The sequence below is a fragment of the Nocardioides sp. BP30 genome, from assembly GCF_029873215.1.
Classification (GTDB): Bacteria; Actinomycetota; Actinomycetes; order Propionibacteriales; family Nocardioidaceae; genus Nocardioides.
The window spans coordinates 1276194-1293621 of sequence record NZ_CP123620.1; the positions used below are offsets into that span (position 1 = coordinate 1276194).

The 17428-nt window shown below is 70.1% G+C and carries 16 protein-coding genes; 12 read left to right on the plus strand and 4 right to left on the minus strand.

All coding sequences use genetic code 11. From position 1 onward, the window contains the following. The first annotated feature begins 2 nt into the window (after window positions 1-2). The 7 genes from P5P86_RS05925 (at window position 3) to P5P86_RS05955 (ending at window position 7765) form a co-directional block, all read left to right on the plus strand. Entirely contained in the window at window positions 3-779 is a 777-nt protein-coding gene (locus P5P86_RS05925; protein WP_280610375.1) for a sulfite exporter TauE/SafE family protein, read from the plus strand. A gap of 137 nt (window positions 780-916) precedes the next feature. Beyond that, window positions 917-2362 carry a dicarboxylate/amino acid:cation symporter gene (locus P5P86_RS05930; RefSeq protein ID WP_280610376.1) on the plus strand — a complete coding sequence of 482 codons (1446 nt, stop codon included), beginning with the start codon at window positions 917-919 and terminating at the stop codon, window positions 2360-2362. Further along, window positions 2362-3210: a hypothetical protein gene (locus P5P86_RS05935; protein WP_280610377.1), complete on the plus strand. Its 849-nt coding sequence runs from the start codon at window positions 2362-2364 to the stop codon at window positions 3208-3210. Before P5P86_RS05930 ends, P5P86_RS05935 begins: the two co-directional genes overlap by 1 nt. Before the next feature lie 157 nt (window positions 3211-3367). Continuing rightward, on the plus strand, window positions 3368-5803 hold the full coding sequence (locus tag P5P86_RS05940) for an Ig-like domain-containing protein (protein ID WP_280610378.1): 2436 nt from the start codon (window positions 3368-3370) through the stop codon (window positions 5801-5803). 71 nt (window positions 5804-5874) lie between these two features. Further along, window positions 5875-6612: a VOC family protein gene (locus P5P86_RS05945; protein WP_280610379.1), complete on the plus strand. Its 738-nt coding sequence runs from the start codon at window positions 5875-5877 to the stop codon at window positions 6610-6612. Between the two features lie 36 nt (window positions 6613-6648). Continuing rightward, complete coding sequence (locus tag P5P86_RS05950) at window positions 6649-7287, plus strand: TMEM175 family protein (RefSeq protein WP_280610380.1); 639 nt, start codon at window positions 6649-6651, stop codon at window positions 7285-7287. A gap of 94 nt (window positions 7288-7381) precedes the next feature. After that, entirely contained in the window at window positions 7382-7765 is a 384-nt protein-coding gene (locus P5P86_RS05955; RefSeq protein WP_280610381.1) for a nitroreductase family deazaflavin-dependent oxidoreductase, read from the plus strand. A gap of 8 nt (window positions 7766-7773) precedes the next feature. On the opposite strand, the gene P5P86_RS05960 is transcribed toward P5P86_RS05955, so the two are convergent. Both P5P86_RS05960 and msrA read right to left on the minus strand, forming a co-directional pair. Next, a complete protein-coding gene (locus P5P86_RS05960; RefSeq protein WP_280610382.1) occupies window positions 7774-9003 on the minus strand; it encodes an HNH endonuclease signature motif containing protein in 1230 nt (409 codons plus the stop codon). Window positions 9004-9402: 399 nt separating this feature from the next. Further along, window positions 9403-10050: a peptide-methionine (S)-S-oxide reductase MsrA gene (gene msrA, locus P5P86_RS05965; RefSeq protein WP_280610383.1), complete on the minus strand. Its 648-nt coding sequence runs from the start codon at window positions 10048-10050 to the stop codon at window positions 9403-9405. 146 nt (window positions 10051-10196) lie between these two features. Between msrA and P5P86_RS05970 the strand changes: the two genes are divergently transcribed. The 4 genes from P5P86_RS05970 (at window position 10197) to greA (ending at window position 14531) form a co-directional block, all read left to right on the plus strand. Next, window positions 10197-11372: a cystathionine gamma-synthase gene (locus tag P5P86_RS05970; RefSeq protein WP_280610384.1), complete on the plus strand. Its 1176-nt coding sequence runs from the start codon at window positions 10197-10199 to the stop codon at window positions 11370-11372. Continuing rightward, entirely contained in the window at window positions 11369-12712 is a 1344-nt protein-coding gene (locus P5P86_RS05975; RefSeq protein WP_280610385.1) for an AI-2E family transporter, read from the plus strand. Before P5P86_RS05970 ends, P5P86_RS05975 begins: the two co-directional genes overlap by 4 nt. After that, entirely contained in the window at window positions 12705-13931 is a 1227-nt protein-coding gene (ilvA, locus tag P5P86_RS05980) for a threonine ammonia-lyase (protein ID WP_280610386.1), read from the plus strand. The genes P5P86_RS05975 and ilvA overlap by 8 nt, the downstream gene beginning before the upstream one ends. Before the next feature lie 90 nt (window positions 13932-14021). After that, window positions 14022-14531 carry a transcription elongation factor GreA gene (greA, locus tag P5P86_RS05985; protein ID WP_280610387.1) on the plus strand — a complete coding sequence of 170 codons (510 nt, stop codon included), beginning with the start codon at window positions 14022-14024 and terminating at the stop codon, window positions 14529-14531. A gap of 89 nt (window positions 14532-14620) precedes the next feature. Here greA and P5P86_RS05990 read toward each other — a convergent pair whose 3' ends face one another. Next, entirely contained in the window at window positions 14621-15028 is a 408-nt protein-coding gene (locus P5P86_RS05990; protein ID WP_280610388.1) for a DUF4307 domain-containing protein, read from the minus strand. Between the two features lie 61 nt (window positions 15029-15089). Here P5P86_RS05990 and mca point away from each other — a divergent pair, with 61 nt between their 5' ends. Continuing rightward, entirely contained in the window at window positions 15090-15992 is a 903-nt protein-coding gene (mca, locus tag P5P86_RS05995) for a mycothiol conjugate amidase Mca (RefSeq protein ID WP_280610389.1), read from the plus strand. On the opposite strand, the gene P5P86_RS06000 is transcribed toward mca, so the two are convergent. After that, on the minus strand, window positions 15917-17398 hold the full coding sequence (locus P5P86_RS06000; RefSeq protein ID WP_280610390.1) for an MFS transporter: 1482 nt from the start codon (window positions 17396-17398) through the stop codon (window positions 15917-15919). The genes mca and P5P86_RS06000 overlap by 76 nt on opposite strands. Between the last annotated feature and the right edge of the window lie 30 nt (window positions 17399-17428).

Sequence of the window (17428 nt, forward strand, 5' to 3'; positions counted from 1 at the left end):
TCGTGCCTGATCTCAGCGTCGTCCTCCTGTTGGCACTCGCGGCCGCCTCGGCGGGATTCGTCGACGCGGTCGTCGGCGGTGGCGGCCTGATCCAACTCCCGGCGCTGCTGCTGGGGCTGCCCGGGTACGCACCCGTGCACGTGCTCGCGACCAACAAGCTCGCCTCCATCTGCGGTACGACGACGAGCGCCGCGACGTACTACCGACGCGTGCGCCCCGACCCGCGGACCTTCGTCCCGCTGATGGTGCTGGCGTTCCTGGGCTCGGCCGGGGGAGCCGCCGTCGCCTCGCACCTGTCCAGCGGGGTGTTCAAGCCGATCGTCCTGGTCGCGCTCGTGCTGATCGGCGCCTGGGTGTGGTTCCGGCCGACCCTGGGCGGGGAGACGCTGCTGCGGCACGGACCACGGCGACACCTCGCCCTCGCCATGCTGATCGGTGCGGCGATCGGCTTCTACGACGGCGCGCTGGGGCCCGGGACCGGATCGTTCTTCGTGATCGCCCTGGTGGGCCTGCTGGGCTACTCCTTCCTGGAGTCCTCCGCGAAGGCGAAGCTCGCCAACGTCGCCACCAACCTGGCGGCGCTCGTGGTCTTCATCCCCCAGGGCGCGGTGCTGTGGCGGCTCGCGCTGATCATGGGGGCGTGCAACGTCGCCGGCGGCTACCTCGGCGCCCGCCTGGCGGTGGCCCGCGGGACGGGCTTCGTCCGCGTGTTCTTCCTGCTGGTGGTGGTCGGCTTCATCGTGCGGATCGGTGGCGAGGTGGTAGGCCTCTGGGCGTAGACGCGGCACCGCAAGCGTCGTTGTCTCGCCATGTGGACGGCTGTCTTGTATCTTGAGAAAGTCGAGCAAGTCAGTCGATTTAGGGTCTAACTTCATCCTGCGCTGCCATCGCGGCGACAGGTTCGAAGGGAACTCGCATGAACTGGCCCGCTTGGGGCACGCTCGCCGCGGTGGCTGTGGTCGCCGTGCTCATCCACCGGCTCCGCCGCCGCAACGTCAACTTCAGCGTGATCACCTTGATCGCGCTCGCCCTCGGGATCCCGATCGGCCTGATCGCCGGTGACCACGTCGAGTACGTCGACCCGATCGGCAAGATCTATCTCAACCTTCTGCTGGCCTGCGTGGCGCCGCTGATCCTGGTCGCGATCATCTCCTCGGTGACCTCGCTCGGCAGCCTGGCCAAGCTGCGCAGCATCGGCCTGCGCTCGGTCTTCTGGCTCATGCTCAGCACTGCGCTCGCGGTCGCGCTGGCGATGGGCCTGGGGTTGGCGTTCCAGCCCGGATCTGGTGTGCACGACAAGCTCGGCAGCGCCCAGACCGATGCTGTCCAAGGCCAGGTGCAGGACTTCACCCATGTCGTGATCGGCTTCTTCCCGACCAACGTCGCGGAGAACTTCCGGGCCAACGACATCATCCCGATCATCCTGATCGCGCTGGTGCTCTCGATCGCCTACCTCTCGCTCGCCGAGCACAAGGCCGAGCAGGTGCGCCCGTTCCGCGACGGCGCCGAGGCGCTCAAGCTCATCATCTTCAAGGCCGTCGGCTATGTCATCGCGCTGACGCCGTACGCGATCGTGGCGCTGACGGCGACCACCGTCGGCAACAGCACGAACCTCGGCAAGCAGTTCTGGTCGCTGGTCGGTCTGCTCGGCCTGACCTGGGCAGCCTGCTTCGTGCACACCTTCGCGATCAACGGCGTGCTCCTGCGCGTCTTCGGCAACGTGCCGGTGGTGGCGTTCTTCCGCAAGATCTTCCCCGCGCAGCTGACAGCCTTCACCACCCAGAGCAGCGTCGGCACGCTGCCGGTGACCACGGAGCGGCTGACCCGCGAGGTCGGCGTCCACCCTGAGATCGCGCACTTCACCGCACCGCTCGGCACCACCATCGGCATGCCGGGCTGCGCAGGCATCTGGCCGGTCCTGATCGCGGTGTGGGGCCTCAACGCCTACGACATGCACTACGGCGCGGGGGACTACGTGCGACTGGCGGTGCTCGGCGTCCTGGTCTCGGTCGGTACGGCGGGCCTGCCCGCCGCTGCCACGGTTGCCGCCGCGACGGTCCTCTCTGCCGCAGGCCTGCCGCTGGAGTTCGTCGCCGTGACGATCCCGATCAGCACGATCGCGGACATGGCGCGGACCATGACCAACGTGACGGCCGCGGCCGCCAGTGCCACCGTCGTGGCGCGGCAGACGGGGTTGCTCGACGACGAGATCTTCGCCGGTCGAGCGCAGTTCCGCGAGGCCGACGACTCCTCGCTTCCCGGCCGCCGCATCGCCTCGGACCCGACACCCACCGATGTCATCGACACCCCCCACATCGCCGACGACCCGTCGGCCGGAGCACGAGAGCTGACGAACGCCTGATGAAGCGACAGATCGCCCTGCTGGCCACCGGACTCGGCCTGAGCGCCGCCTCCCTGACGCTGGCCCCGGCGGCACATGCCACCGACATCACCAACCCGGCGCAGAACCCGGCGCCGATCACTGTCACCGTCGACGGCCAGCAGTACACCGACGGCCAGGACACCCTGCCCGGCGAGGACGACTACGCGTGCACGCCGATCCCGGGCGTCAGCTACGACTTCGCCGACAACGAGGTCATCTACCACACGGACAACGGCACCAAGACCGTCCACTGGACCGAGTGGGATCGCATCACCAGCTACCAGGTGTGGCTCAAGCAGCAGAGCGCGACCAAGCCGAGCGGCTCCAGCAGCTCGAGCGGCTCGTCGAGCACGACCAAGACGACGACCACGACCCCGACCGGCAGCTCGAAGAGCTCGAGCGGCAAGAGCTCCAGCGCGAAGAAGACGAAGTCGGCCTCGGCCGGCTCGACGTCATCGGCCAGCGCCAGCCCGAGCGACGATGCCACCGCCTCGGCGACGGACTCGGCGACGGACACGGCCACCGCCTCCGCGTCGGACTCCGCCTCCGCGTCCCCGTCCGCCTCGTCGTCTGCCAAGCCGCACCACCACAAGAAGGCCGCGGCCGTGGTCGCCGTGGCCCCCTCACCCTCGGCATCGGCCGAGACCGCCGTCGCAACCGACCAGCAGCTCACCGCTGCCTCGAGCTCGACCCACGGTGCCGGCAGCACCCGCCTCGCCGGCGTGCTGATCCTGGGTGCCTTCGCCGCCGCCAGCATCGCGCTGCTGATCGGAAACGGAGTGCGCACGGCCGTCGGCCGTCGCGGACGCAAGGGCGGAGTCGCATGACCTCCACCCGATGTCGCTCTCTGAGCTGACCTAGCAGCATCCTCGCGCCCCACCCGGGCGAGGGCCGTCGCGGCCCTCGCCGGGCCGAGCGCGCCCTGAGCATCCCACTCCCCGCAACACCCACCGTCTCGGACCGAGAAGATCAAGGAACCCATCCATGAACGCCTTCGCCCGTCGAAAGCGCGCGGCAGCGGCCATCGCCGCCGCAGGCCTGAGCGTCGCAGCGCTCGCCGGAGGTGCGCTGAGCGCGCCCGCCGGCGCCGCTCCTGCGCGCACTGCCACCACGTCGACCGACACGACGTACCTGCAGGACACGCTCGGTGTGCCCGCCAACACGGTCATCGAGACGGTCACCTACGACCGCTTTCAGTGGCTGCTGCAGCAGAGCGGCAAGTTCGCCTTCCTGATCGGCGACCCGAACGAGTCCACGGCCAACGGTGTCGACTTCAAGGCCGAGGCGCAGGCTGTCGACGCGTCCGCACGTGCTGCGGGGGTGAAGAAGGTCTACTGGTTCGACCCGAACCTCTCGGGCGGGGTCACGTTCAACACCGGCACCAAGACCAACACCTCGACCGGCGTCACCACGACGACCACGCTGACGGAGCCGAACCTCGACATCCGCAAGCCGGGCGCGACCACGGTCGCTGCTGCATCGCAGACTGTCTACGACAACGCCTGGAAGAACCTGATCGGGCAGTACCTCGGCAACGGAATCAAGGCCACGGTTGCGGTCGACTCCAAGGGCGTCTCGACGGTGAACACCGAGAGCGCCAAAGTCACCGTCGCGACCGACGCGACTGTGGTCAACGACGCGAACGCGCCGCTCTACGACTACAGCGCCGGTACGCCGACGGACTACTTCGACAACACGTTCTTCGTCTATGACAAGGACAACACCACGGGGAGCCCGGCGCAGGCGGACAAGCTGCAGTCGAGCACCGATCTGGACACCGCCGCCGACAACAACTACGGCGCGGCTGCTACCGCGGTCCTCCAGGCGATCCCCAACGTCGCGACCGCGGTGAAGGCCGTTGGTCAGTTCGACTGGTGGAAGTCGGAGATCAACGCCAAGGCTGCTGCGCAGTCGCCGGTGACGGACTCGGCCACCAACCCGAACCAGTTCGGTGGCGCGATCCTGGATGACTCGGACAACAGTGACCCGTGGGCGGTCCAGCAGGTCACCTTCCCGGAGCTCGTGCACCTGCTCGGCCAGAACGCCAGCACCTCGCAGAACTTCGTCGTCCTCTTCGGCGGCACCTGGTGCCCGAACACGCGCGCCGTGATCAAGTCGGTCAACGCCGAAGCGCAGAAGAACAACGTCACGGTCTACAACTTCGACACCGTCCTCGACGGTGGCACGGTCGGCGGCGCCACCACGAGCGCTGTCAACCCGCTGCAGATCCGCAACACCGCTAACTACGGCACGACGAGCAACGCGAACCCGAGCTATCTCTACGGCAGCCTGCTTTCGACGTTCTTCAAGAACATCGCCACCCAGAACGACCTGAACAACGGCAGCTACGTCACCTACTACCCGGGCGGTGACACCACCCAGCCGCTCGCGGCCGTGCGCAAGCTCCAGGTGCCGTTCCTGATCGACTACCAGCACGGCACCGGCGTGGGCCCGGTCAGCACGGCGATCAAGCGGCAGTGGATCCAGCAGAACATCGACCCCTCGACAGGCTTGGCCAGCTTCAAGGAATACATGACGAACTGGGCCTACACCGACGAGAAGGCCGGCGACACCCGCCTGGGCCTGAAGGACGCCGACTTCCCGACGTCGCTGCCGATACCCGGTCTGGCCACCTTCGACTGGAAGCACCCGGTCTACCCCGACCCGACCAGCTCGTCGGATGCCTCGGCCTTCCTGACGGCCAGCGAGCAGAAGAGCGCTGGGGCCGCGACGCTGCTGGCGACACGCAAGACCACCATTGCGAACGTCCTTCAGAACAACGTCGTCTTCGCCCGTGAGGCGATCGACAAGGTCGGCTACTTCTTCGACGGTCTGCCGGGCGGCGTCACGTCCACCCAGACGGTGACGGCCCCGAGCGTGAAGTACGGCACTGCCCCGAAGATCACGGTCGCGATCGCCAACGAGTACGGCCGCGTGCCGACCGGCAAGGTCTCGCTGACCGTGGCCGGCACGAGCTACCCGGCGCAGACCATCGTGGCCAACGCCGCGTCGTTCACCCTGCCGAAGCTCGCCGCGGGCAGCTACTCCTACACGCTGTCCTACCCCGGCGACGACCAGATCCTCGCCTTCTCCAAGACCGGCACGCTGAGCGTCGCCAAGGGCTCGGTCGCCTCGGTCAAGGGCACGGCCAGCAAGAAGCCGACCTCGAAGAAGGCCGGCGTCGAGAAGGTCACCGTGGCGACCGCCGCCGGAAACGCGACAGCTACCGGCAAGGTCACCGTCACCCTGAAGAAGGGCTCGGCGAAGAAGACCGCGACCGCCACCCTCAAGTCGGGAGTGGCCACGGTCAAGCTGCCCAAGCTGGCCAAGGGCACCTGGACGGTGAAGCTCGCCTACGCGGGCGACGCCGACTACGCGGCGTCCACCGCGAGCGGTACTCCGGTCAAGGTCACCAAGTAGCGCCTGCAGCACGTAGGGCCGACCGTGGGAAGGACACCTCCCGCGGTCGGCCCTCGGCGTACGGTGGCGCCGTGATCGAGCGACTGACCTTCTTCCTCGACCTGACCAGCGACGAGAATCCGCGGGCCGTGGAGTTCTGGCGCGGTGTCACGGGCTACGAGCTCTCGGCGCCCCGGGGCGACGCGGACGAGTTCGCGACCCTCCTCCCGCCGGCGGGGGACGACCACCTCCGCGTGCAGCGGGTCGGCGACGGCGCCTCCGGGACCCATCTCGACCTGCACGTGTCGGACCTGTCCGCGGCAGTGGAGCACGCGGTCGGCTGTGGCGCCGTCCTGGTCGCGCGAGATGACCACGCCGTACTCCGCTCGCCGGGTGGTTATCGGTTCTGTCTCGTCGACGCGGCGGCGAGCGCATCCTCGGCGCCGACCGTCTGGCCCGCCGGACACCGGTCCCGGGTGGATCAGCTCTGCCTCGACGTCGGGCCCTCCGCACATGCGGAGGAGTGCGCGTTCTGGGCTGCGCTGACCGGGTGGCCGGTGCGGCAGACGCCGCGAGCGGAGTTCGCCCGCCTCGCCGTACCGATGGCGCTCGGGGCGCGTGTCCTGATCCAGCGCCTCGAGCATGACGAGGGCGAGGTGCGCGGGCATCTGGACATCGCGACGGACGACCGGGAAGCGGAGGTACGCCGCCTGGTCGCGCTGGGCGCCGAGCCGCTCCACGAGGGGCCGGTCTGGACGGCGATGCGGGCCCCCGCCGGGCCGCCGGTGTGTGTCACGGGCCGCGATCCGGTGACGGGCGGGATCGGCTGAGTCAGGCGATCGGCGCGGATGCGCCAGGATGTGCCTATGCCCGAGCTGCCGGCGAGCCCCGCGGAGGCCTCACCCGCCCGACACCGCGACCTCGATCGATTCCTCACCTTCCTCGACGCCATCGTCGCCATCGCGCTCACCCTGCTGGTGCTTCCCCTGACGGATCTCGGGGCGGAGATCCGACACGGCGAGTCCGTCCGGGCGCTCCTGAACGCTCACCGCCCTCAGCTCTGGGGCTTCTGCCTGAGCTTCGCGGTGATCGCCAGGCTCTGGCTGATCCAACACAGCGTGATGCGCCCGGTCCTGACGCTCGACCGCCACGTCACACGCCTGTTGCTGCTGTGGTCGTTCAGCATCGTGGTGCTCCCGTTCGCCACCGAGCTCGTCGCCCAGGCAGGCGACGACCGGGCCACGAAGATCATCTACTTCGGGTGCACGATCCTCGCCGCGGCGACGCTCGCCGGCGTCGAGGGAGTCACCAGGCGCCATCCGGAGACGGCCGACCCGGGCATGCGGATCGGTGACCCCGTCCACGGGTGGGTCAACGTGGCGCTGATCGCCGTCGGGCTGGGGCTGACCCTGCTGTGGCCGGGGCTGAGCTACTTCCCCATGCTGTTGCTCCTGCTCGACGACCAGGTGCACAGCCTGGTCCGTCGGGCAGTACCCGAGCGCTGAGCCGGAGCAGCCCGGACGTGGGGGACGGCGTCACCGCGAACTCCGCGACGGGGGTCGCGTTGGATCGCCTCGGCCGGCACGGTAGAACGGTGGCATGCACCTGCCTCGTGCGCTCGCTGCCTTCAACCGCAAGGTGACCAACCCGCTCCAGCGACGCTGGGCGGGCCGCATCCCCGGCCACGCCATCATCGAGCACGTCGGACGCAAGTCGGGTCGGGCCTACCGCACGCCGGTCCTGTGCGTACGCCGCAGCGGCGGCTTCGCCTTCCTGGTCGGCTACGGCTTGGAGTCGGACTGGGTGCGCAACCTGCTCGCGGCGGACGGCGGCTCGGTCGTGCACCGCGGCCGGCGCTACCGGGTGCGGGACGTCAGGCTGGTCCCGGCGCCGGCGGGGCAGGACCTGCTGCCGCGGCCGCTCCGACTGGTCACCAGGCTCGTGCACGAGGGCAACGTGCTGACGGTGACCATCGCCGACTAGCAGCCCTCTCACCGGCGCAGGACCTCTCGGGCTCGGTGTCGGAAGCGGTAGCGGCCGTCGGGGAGCCTGATCGTCTCGTAGGTGGGGTCGTGGGTGCGTCTGTGGTGGTGGCCGCAGAGGAGGGAGCCGTGGGCGAGGTCGGTGTGGCCGCCGTGACTCCAGGGTTGGTCGTGGTGGGCGTCGCACCACGTAGTGGGGACGGTGCAGCCTTCGGCTCGGCAATGCTTGTCTCGTAGGGCGAGGGCCTTGCGCTGGGTTGGGGTGAAGAGTCGTCGGGTGCGGCCCAGGTCGAGGGGTTCGGAGTTGCCGCCGAGGACGGCAGGGATGATCCCGGCGGTGCAGGCCAGCCGTCGGGTCTCCCCGGTGCTGATGGGGGTGCCGTCGTCGAGCCACGCGACACCGAGGTCGGCCTGTAGCTGGTCCAGCGTCATGGTCACGACCACGGTGGTCGCATCACCCCCGTGGGCGGGCAGGCGGGTGGGGTCGGTGTTCTCCAGGAGTTGGGCGAACGCGTGGGCGAGGAGCCGGCTGCGGGGCTGGACCCGTCCGTCGGCTTCCAGGGCGGCTACCCGGGGTTGGGTGTAGGCCTGCAGGTAGGTCCGCAACCGGTGACCGACCGTTTCGGGCACGATGCCGTGGATCCGGGTCATCCCGTCACCGAGGTCGGTGATCGACAGCGTCGCTTTCGCCTGGGCTTGTTCTTCAAGCCGTTGGATCGCTGCGGCTTCGGCGGCTTCCGCGACCTCAGGTGCGACGACCTCCAACAGATGCGTGGCGAGGCGGCGCAGGTCCTTGGGCCCGTGCTCACTCGCGAGGTCGCACAGGGTGACCTCTGCGTGGGTGAGGTCCTCGGGATCGAGGTCGTCGGGCAGGTCGTCCAGCCCACGGAGGATGACGCGGGCGTGCTCGAGACTGAACGCACCGCGTGCGAGCCTTGCCCGGACCACCGGCCGACCCTCCAACTCCTGGGCGAGACGTAGCGTGGCGTGCGCGGCGGGACTCTCGACCCGGTGCTGCGCCACCAGCCAGGCCGCGACGTCGCGGGCACCGACCTCGGCGGCGACATCGTCGGCGGAGGCGATGACGCGTAGGTACAGCTCCTCGAGCCGCGTCCGGGACCGCATCAGCGCGGCAAGCACGTCCTTCTTCTCATTCGTTCCCAGGAAGATCGGGTTCGCGTCTGTGGCGTCATTGAGGGCAGCAGCGATCGTGGCGAGTGCCGCCTGGATCTGATGCATGAGGACCACCACCGAGACGAGATCAATTCGAACGCATGTTCGAAGCCTAGGTGGTCGGATGTGTGTGGTCAACCCTCTTCTCACAACCGGACCAGCGCGGAGATCTCGTCGTACTGGATCACAGCCATGGTGGCCCGACGCAACCGTAGGGAAGGCTCCCGACCCAGCCAAGACACCGGGCCACGCTGGGACTGGCTCACGCTTTTCGTTTGTCTTTGCACCAACCCCGCGTACAGAGCGGTGTCGCAGGCCCGACTCAACCCGGACGCAGGCCCGACTCAACGCGGACGCAGGCCCGACTCAACGCGGACGCAGGCCCGACTCAACCCGGACGCAGGCCCGACTCAACCCGGACGCAGGCCCGACTGAACGCGGACGCAGGCCCGGGTCGACGCGTGATCAGGCCGGGAAGGCCACCCCGGTGTTGGCGTGGCAGCGGTAGCCGTTGGGCACCCGGTCCAGGTACTGCTGGTGGTAGGGCTCGGCCGGGTAGAAGATCGGCGCCTCGCGGATCTCGGTGGTGATCGTGCCGAGGCCGCGGCGGGCGAGCTCCTCGCCGTACACCTTGGTCAGCTCGCGGGCGGTCTGCTCCTGCTCGGGGGAGAGGAAGTAGAGCGCGGAGCGGTACTGCGTGCCGACGTCGTTGCCCTGGCGCATGCCCTGGGTCGGGTCGTGCACCTCGAAGAACCGCTTCACCAGGTCGGCGTAGCTCACCACGGCGGGATCGAAGACGACCCGCACGGCTTCGGTGTGGTTGGTCAGGCCGCTGCAGACCTCCTCGTACGTCGGGTTCAGCGTGGTGCCGCCCTGGTAGCCGACGGCGGTGGCGTAGACGCCGGGGATCTGCCAGTACATCTCCTCGGCGCCCCAGAAGCAGCCGAGTCCGAAGTAGGCGACCTCGTAGCCCTCGGGGGCGCTGCCGTTCGCGGGGTCGGCGAGCAGCGGCGTGCCGAGCACGCGGTGCTTGGCGGGCAGGTCCCACTCGAGCGTGTCCCGGCCGGGGAGGGTCTTGTCAGTGGGGTAGAGAGAGGTGGGTCGTCCGAACATGGTTTCCTCCTTCGGGTTCCACAGTCTCCAACACCGCACCGACGCCGTACGTTCCCGGGCTCGTCCGCCGAGGGCCCGGACCGCCATCGGCTCGGCGAGGGCGCCTCAGCGACGATCCGGACGCGAGTTCTGAGTAGGCTCGACGCGTGACCCACGAGCATGCACCAGCAGCGTTCGACAAGGGCCAGGGCTTCGAGACCCGCGCCATCCATGCGGGCTACGAGCCGGACCCCACCACCGGCGCCGTCAACCCTCCCATCTACGCCTCCTCGACCTACAAGCAGGACGGCGTCGGGGGGCTGCGCGGCGGCTACGAGTACAGCCGCAGCGCCAACCCGACGCGCACCGCGCTGGAGGGCGCGCTGGCTGCGGTCGAGGAGGGCGAGCGCGGCTTCGCCTTCGCGAGCGGTCTGGCCGCCGAGGACACGCTGATCCGCGCGCTCACCCGGCCCGGTGACCACCTCGTCATCCCCGACGACGCGTACGGCGGCACGTTCCGCCTCGTCGACAAGGTCGCCGGTCCGTGGGGTGTGGAGCACACGCCGGCCCCGGTGAGCGATCTGGACCGCGTCGCCGCGGCGATCGAGCCCGGCCGCACCAAGCTGGTGTGGGTCGAGACCCCGACCAACCCGCTGCTCAACATCGGCGACATCGCGGCGATCGCCGGCATCGCCCACGACGCCGGGGCACTGCTCGTCGTCGACAACACCTTCGCCTCGCCCTACCTGCAGCAGCCGCTCGTCCTCGGTGCCGACGTCGTCGTCCACTCGACCACCAAGTACGTCGGCGGCCACTCGGACGTGGTCGGCGGTGCCCTCGTGGTCAAGGACCTCGAGGTCGCCGAGCGGATCGGCTTCCACCAGAACGCGATGGGTGCCGTGGCCGGGCCGTTCGACGCCTTCCTGACGCACCGCGGGCTGAAGACGCTCGGCGTACGGATGGACCGGCACTGCGACAACGCCGAGCGGATCGTCGACTTCCTGACCAGCCACCCCGCTGTCGGCGACGTCATCTACCCGGGGCTGGAGACCCACCCCGGCCACGAGGTCGCCCAGCGCCAGATGAAGCGCTTCGGCGGCATGATCAGCTTCCGCGTCCGGGCCGGGGAGGCCAAGGCGCTCGACGTCTGTGCCAACGCGCGGGTCTTCACGCTGGGGGAGTCGCTGGGCGGCGTGGAGAGCCTGATCGAGCACCCCGGCCGGATGACCCATGCCAGCGTCGCCGGAACCGAGCTCGAGGTGCCGGCCGACCTCATCCGGCTCAGCGTCGGCATCGAGACCGTCGAGGACCTCATCGGCGACCTCGAGCAGGCGCTCGGATGAGCGAGGGCCCGACCGAGCAGCCCCCCGTCCCCGGTCAGGACCGCCAGCGGACGGAGAGGTTCCGCCGGGGAGAGACCGAGTCGGAGCGGCAGCGCAACGAGCGGCTCGCGGCCCGGCTCTACGCCCAGTGGGCCCAGCTGCGCGAGGAGCGGCAGGCCCAGCTGACCCCGCCGCCGATCCCGGTGGCCGCCACCTCGGGCGGTCGCAAGGTGGAGGTGCCCTACGGCATCGAGCTGGCCGCCTCCTGGGGCTGGCGGCTGCTGGTCATCGCCGCCGCCGGCTGGTGCCTGTTCAAGGTGCTCGGCTTCCTCGAGGTGGTCGTCGTCCCGGTCGTCATCGCGATGCTCATCTCGGCGCTGGTGGTGCCGGTGGTGGCGCTGCTGCAGCGGATCGGTCTCCCGCGTGGCCTGGCGGCGTTGCTGGTCCTGATCCTGGTGATCGGCGTGGTCGGCTCGCTGCTCTTCTTCGCCGGCCACCAGGTGGCGACGGGCGCCAGCGACCTGGCCGACCAGACCGTCAAGGGCCTGGAGGAGATCCGGCACTGGCTCAAGACCGGGCCGCTGCACGCCAGCGACAACCAGATCAACACCTGGATCGACCGGCTCCAGCACGAGGTCACCAAGGCCGGCTCCGGCGGCAACCCGCTGGGCAAGGTGACGGAGGTCGGCGGAGTCGCGGCCGACGTCCTGGCATCGCTGTTCATCGTGCTGTTCTCGACGTACTTCTTCCTCGCCGAGGGTGACAAGATCTGGGCCTGGGTGGTCAAGCTGACCCCGCGCGCGGCCCGTGAGCGCGTCGACAGCTCCGGCCGGGTGGCGTGGATCTCGCTGACCCAGTTCGTCCGCGCGACGGTGATCGTCGCGGCCGTGGACGCGATCGGCATCATGATCGTCGCGGCGATCCTGCGGGTGCCGTTCGTGGCGGCGATCGGCGTGCTCGTGTTCCTCGGCGCGTTCGTGCCGCTGATCGGTGCCACCATCGCCGGCACCGTCGCGGTGCTGGTCGCCCTGGTCGACCACGGCGTGGTCACGGCGCTCATCATGCTCGGCGGCGTGATCCTGGTGCAGCAGCTCGAGGCGCACGGCCTGCAGCCGTTCCTGATGGGCCGCTGGGTCTCGGTGCACCCGCTCGCGGTGATCATCTCCATCGCCACCGGTGTGCTGGTGGCCGGCGTGGCCGGCGCGCTCGTCGCCGTACCGCTCGCGGCGGCCCTCAACGCCGTCGGACAGCACCTGGCCGCCGACTCCTCACCTCCCGATCCGGAGGAGGACGAGGGAGCGCTGCTCACCGAGGGGGAGCAGGAGGAGCTGGAGGAGGCGGAGGAGAGCGCGCATGAGTGACCTGAGTTCGTGCGGGGTCGAGCTCGACGACATCCGAGCCGCCCGCGAGCTCGTCCGCGGCGTCGTCATCGAGACCCCCGTCGAGACCTCGCGCTGGCTCTCCGACCTGGTCGGCGCGCCGGTGCTGCTCAAGTGCGAGAACCTGCAGCGCACCGGCTCCTTCAAGTCCCGCGGCGCCTACGTGCGCATCGCCCGGCTCACCGACGAGGAACGGGCCAAGGGCGTGGTGGCGGCCAGCGCCGGCAATCACGCCCAGGGCGTCGCGCTGGCAGCGCGCCTGACCGGCGCCAGCGCAACCGTGTTCATGCCGGAGGGTGCGCCGATCCCCAAGGAGCGCGCCACCCGCGGGTACGGCGCCGACGTGCTCTTCGCCGGCCGGACGGTGGACGAGAGCCTCGCCGCCGCGCACGAGTACGCCGCCCGCACCGGGGCGGTGCTCATCCACCCCTTCGACCACCCGGACATCATCGCCGGCCAGGGCACCGTCGGCCTCGAGATCCTCGAGCAGGTGCCCGACGTACGGACGGTCGTCGTCCCCGCCGGCGGCGGCGGACTCATCGCCGGTGTCGCGGTGGCGATCAAGGCGCAGCGACCCGACGTGCGCGTCGTCGGCGTGCAGGCCGAGGGCGCCGCGTCGTACCCGACCTCGCTGGCGGCCGGCGGCCCGGTGCCGCTGGCAGCCATGAAGACGATGGCCGACGGCATCGCGGTGGGCCGTCCGGGCGACCTGACGTTCGCGGCGGTGCGCGATCACGTCGACGAGATCCGCACGGTCACCGAGGAGTCGATCTCGCGGGCGCTGCTCTCCCTGCTGGAGCGGGCCAAGCTGGTGGTCGAGCCCGCCGGCGCCGTCGGCATCGCTGCCCTCCTCGACGAGCCGGGCGCCTTCGAGGGCCCGGTCGCGGTGGTGCTCTCCGGCGGCAACATCGACCCGCTGCTGCTGAGCAAGGTCATCCGGCACGGTCTGGCGGCCGACGGTCGCTACCTGGTGCTGCGGGTGGTGCTCGACGACGCGCCCGGAGCGCTCGCCGGTCTGCTGGCCCTGATCGCGGAGGCGGGTGCCAACGTGGTGCACGTCAGCCACGGACGCACCGATCCGGCGCTGAGCGTGGACCAGGTGGAGGTCCTGCTCCAGCTGGAGACCCGAGGCCTGGTGCACGCCGCCCAACTGAGGGATCGCCTGGCGGCGAGCGGGTACCGGGTCGACCCGTCCTCATGACCGGGTCTTGAAGACTGCGCGCGACTTGAACCGCTGGTAAACTCGTCTGATTGCCTGCAACACCCCGACGTCTTTCCCAGGAGTGACTCGATGACGACCGAAGCACAGCACGCCGCCACGATCTGGCTCAGCAAGGGTGCCTTCGACAAGCTCACGGCCGAGCTCGAGGACAAGAAGGGTCCTCAGCGCGCCAAGATCGTCGCCGAGATCAGTGCTGCGCGCGACGAGGGCGATCTGAAGGAGAACGGCGGCTACCACGCCGCCCGCGAGGCCCAGGGTCGGCTCGAGGGCGAGATCCAGGCGCTGGAGGCGCTGCTCCGCAACGCCGACACCACCGAGCCCGGCGACGACGGCGTGGTCGGCCTCGGCAAGATCGTGACCTTCAAGTTCGACGGTGACGACGACGACGAGGCGGAGGAGCGGCTGATCGCCTCGATCGAGATGAAGGACTTCGCCGGCGGCCTGGAGATCTCCTCGGCGCAGTCGCCGATCGGTGCCGCGCTGCTCGGCGCGAGCGCGGGCGACACCGTCTCCTACGAGGGACCGAACGGTCGCGTGCTCAAGGTCGAGGTGCTCAAGGTCGTGCCGTTCGAGGACTGAGCGCCGCTACCTCCGCCGAGCCTGTCGAGAGCTCTCGACACGCTCGGCGGACGTCATTTCGGACGTCATTTCGGACCTCGTCTGGCTGCCTACTGCGGGTCCTGCTGGCCCTTGGCGGTGCACCCGCGCCAGTCGATCGAGGTCGCCTCGCGCTCGGTGCGCACGGTGATGGTCTGCCGCCCGGAGATCGGGGTGAAGCTGTGCTCGCCGACGGTCGAATGGTCCTCCGCGTAGGCCAGGAGCACGCAGGTCGGATGCGCGGCCGCGTCGTAGATGTGCACGTCGACCGTCACCTTGACCGCGTTCGGCCCCTGCAGCTCCCAGCTCTCCATCGAGGAGCCGACTTTGGGGTGGCTGTGCAGCCACACCGCCCACACGAACCAGCCCACCAGCGCCGCCACGATGACGGCTCCGATGCCCAGGAAGACCGACCGGCCCCGGGCGCTGCCGCCGCCGTACCGCTGGGCGATGTGGGCGGAGGTCGGCTGCTGGTTCACGGGCACATCCTCACACCCCGGCGGTCGAGGGCCGTCATCGGCCTGACCCTAGGATTCACCCATGACGCAGCGCCCCCAGGCCCCGACCAAGGCCGGCCTTCGCCTCATGCACGTCCATGCCCACCCCGACGACGAGTCGAGCAAGGGCGCGGCGTCGACAGCGAGATACGTCGCCGAGGGCGTCGACGTGCACGTCGCCACCTGCACCGGGGGTGAGCGGGGCTCGATCCTGAACCCGAAGATGGACCGGCCCGGGATCTTGGAGAACATCCACGAGATCCGCCGCCAGGAGATGGAGCGGGCCCGCGACATCCTCGGCGTCTCGCAGGACTGGCTGGGCTTCGTCGACTCCGGCTGGCCCGAGCCCGACGAGGAGGGCAACAAGCCGCCGCTGCCGGAGGGGTGCTTCGGGCTCGTCCCGGTCGAGGAGGGCGCCCGCCCGCTGATCCGGTTGATCCGCTCGTTCAAGCCGCACGTGATGACGACGTACGACGAGAACGGCGGCTACCCGCACCCCGACCACATCCAGTGCCACAACATCTCGGTCTACGCCTTCGAGAAGGCGGCCGACCCGGCGTACGAGCCCGAGCTGGGGCCCGCCTGGCAGGTGCTGAAGCTCTACTACCACCACGGCTTCAACCGGCCGAAGGCCGTCGCGCTGCACGAGGCGATGCTCGCGCACGGCCTGGAGTCGCACTACGGCGAGCGCCTGGAGAAGTGGACCAAGGACGACGCCTGGGACGCCCGGGTGACGACCCACGTGCCCTGCGCCGACTACTTCGGCGTGCGCGATCAGGCGCTGCTCGCGCACGCCACCCAGATCGACCCGGACAGCTGGTGGTTCGCCACGCCGCGCGAGCTGGAGAAGCAGGTGTGGCCCACGGAGGACTACGAGCTGGTGACCTCGCACGTGCCGACCTCGGTGCCCGAGGACGACCTGTTCGCTGGCATCAGCGTGGGCTGAGCCGCCTCCCGGACCACCGGGCGCAGTCCGGCCGCCACGAGTAGCGCTCCGGCGAGCACGACAGCCGCGTCGAGACCGATCGCCACCCGGAGCGCCGCCAGCGAGTCCACGCCGCCCGCCGCGATCGCCACGGCGCTCAGCAGCGGTACGCCGAGCGCCATCGCGACCTGCTGGGTCATGGTCGCCAGCCCCGTGGCCAGTCCCTGCTCGCGGTCGGGCAGCCCGGACGTGGCGCTCACCATGAAGGCGACGATCGCCGTGACATGTCCGAGCGCGCCGACGAAGGTCGCCGCCACCACCAGGACGATCGAGGCGGTGGTCTCGCCGACCAGCACGAGGGTGCCGGTGAGCAGCGCCTGGGTGAGGAGCCCCCCGACGGCCGCGCGACGTACGCCGACGGTCTCGATCACCCGGGGTGCCAGCACGCCACCGAGGACGCAGCCGACGCCCATGGCGACCAGCACGAGGCCGGTCTGGAGCGGGTCGAGGCCCAACACCTGCTGCAGGTACATGGTGAGCAGGAAGACCAGGGCCGACTCCATCGCGAAGGTGACCAGGCCGGCGACGTTGCCCCAGGCGACGTTGCGCCGGCGCAGCACCCGGGTGGAGACGAGCGGATGGGGATGCCGCTCCTCGAGCAGCCAGAAGGCCACCAGCAGGATGGCGGCGAGGCCCAGGGTCGCCAGGGTGAGCGGGTCGGTGACGCCGACCGAGCCGGCCCTGGTCGCGCCCATGACCAGCGCGACCAGCCCGAGCGTGACGAGGGTGGCGCCGCCGAGGTCGAGCCGGGCGCGCTCGCGCTCGGCGGAGTCGCGCAGCAGCGCCGGTGCCACCGCCACCACGACGACGGCGATCGGGACGTTGACCAGGAACGCCCAGCGCCAGCTCAGCAGGTCGGTCAGCACGCCTCCCAGGACCGCACCCACGGTGAAGCCGGACGACATCATCACGCTGTTGAGCCCGAGCGCCCGATCGCGCAGCCGGCCCTCGGCGAAGGTGGTGGTGAGCAGCGAGAGCGCGGCCGGTGTGATCGCCGCCGTCGCGAGCCCCTGCGCCGCGCGGGCGAGCAGCAGGATCCCGGGTGAGGGAGCCAGGCCGCCGAGCAGGGACGCTGCGCCGAGGGCCGTCATGCCCACCAGGAACAGCCGGCGGCGGCCGACGAAGTCCGCGACCCGGCCGAACAGCAGGGTGAACCCGGCCGCACCGAGCGCGAAGGTGGTGGCGATCCACTGGACGTCGGCCTTCGCGATGCCCAGGCCCGAGCCGACCGACGGCAGTGCGACGTTGAGGATGGAGAAGTCGACGGCGAGCATGAACTGCGAGGCCAGCAGCAGCACGAGCACGAGCACCTGACGCCGGGTCATGCCGGGTGTCGGTGGCGCACTGTGGTGGGTGAGAGTCGTCATGTCGTCCACGGTCGCGGGGCTCGGCCGGCA

Excerpts from the sequence above, each read along its gene's own strand:
- P5P86_RS05930 (WP_280610376.1), top strand. The coding sequence starts at position 917 with ATGAACTGGCCCGCTTGGGGCACGCTCGCCGCGGTGGCTGTGGTCGCC.
- P5P86_RS05935 (WP_280610377.1), top strand. The coding sequence starts at position 2,362 with ATGAAGCGACAGATCGCCCTGCTGGCCACCGGACTCGGCCTGAGCGCC.
- P5P86_RS05940 (WP_280610378.1), top strand. The coding sequence starts at position 3,368 with ATGAACGCCTTCGCCCGTCGAAAGCGCGCGGCAGCGGCCATCGCCGCC.
- P5P86_RS05950 (WP_280610380.1), top strand. The coding sequence starts at position 6,649 with ATGCCCGAGCTGCCGGCGAGCCCCGCGGAGGCCTCACCCGCCCGACAC.
- P5P86_RS05955 (WP_280610381.1), top strand. The coding sequence starts at position 7,382 with ATGCACCTGCCTCGTGCGCTCGCTGCCTTCAACCGCAAGGTGACCAAC.
- P5P86_RS05960 (WP_280610382.1), bottom strand. The coding sequence starts at position 9,003 with ATGCATCAGATCCAGGCGGCACTCGCCACGATCGCTGCTGCCCTCAAT.
- msrA (WP_280610383.1), bottom strand. The coding sequence starts at position 10,050 with ATGTTCGGACGACCCACCTCTCTCTACCCCACTGACAAGACCCTCCCC.
- P5P86_RS05975 (WP_280610385.1), top strand. The coding sequence starts at position 11,369 with ATGAGCGAGGGCCCGACCGAGCAGCCCCCCGTCCCCGGTCAGGACCGC.
- ilvA (WP_280610386.1), top strand. The coding sequence starts at position 12,705 with ATGAGTGACCTGAGTTCGTGCGGGGTCGAGCTCGACGACATCCGAGCC.
- greA (WP_280610387.1), top strand. The coding sequence starts at position 14,022 with ATGACGACCGAAGCACAGCACGCCGCCACGATCTGGCTCAGCAAGGGT.
- mca (WP_280610389.1), top strand. The coding sequence starts at position 15,090 with ATGACGCAGCGCCCCCAGGCCCCGACCAAGGCCGGCCTTCGCCTCATG.
- P5P86_RS06000 (WP_280610390.1), bottom strand. The coding sequence starts at position 17,398 with ATGACGACTCTCACCCACCACAGTGCGCCACCGACACCCGGCATGACC.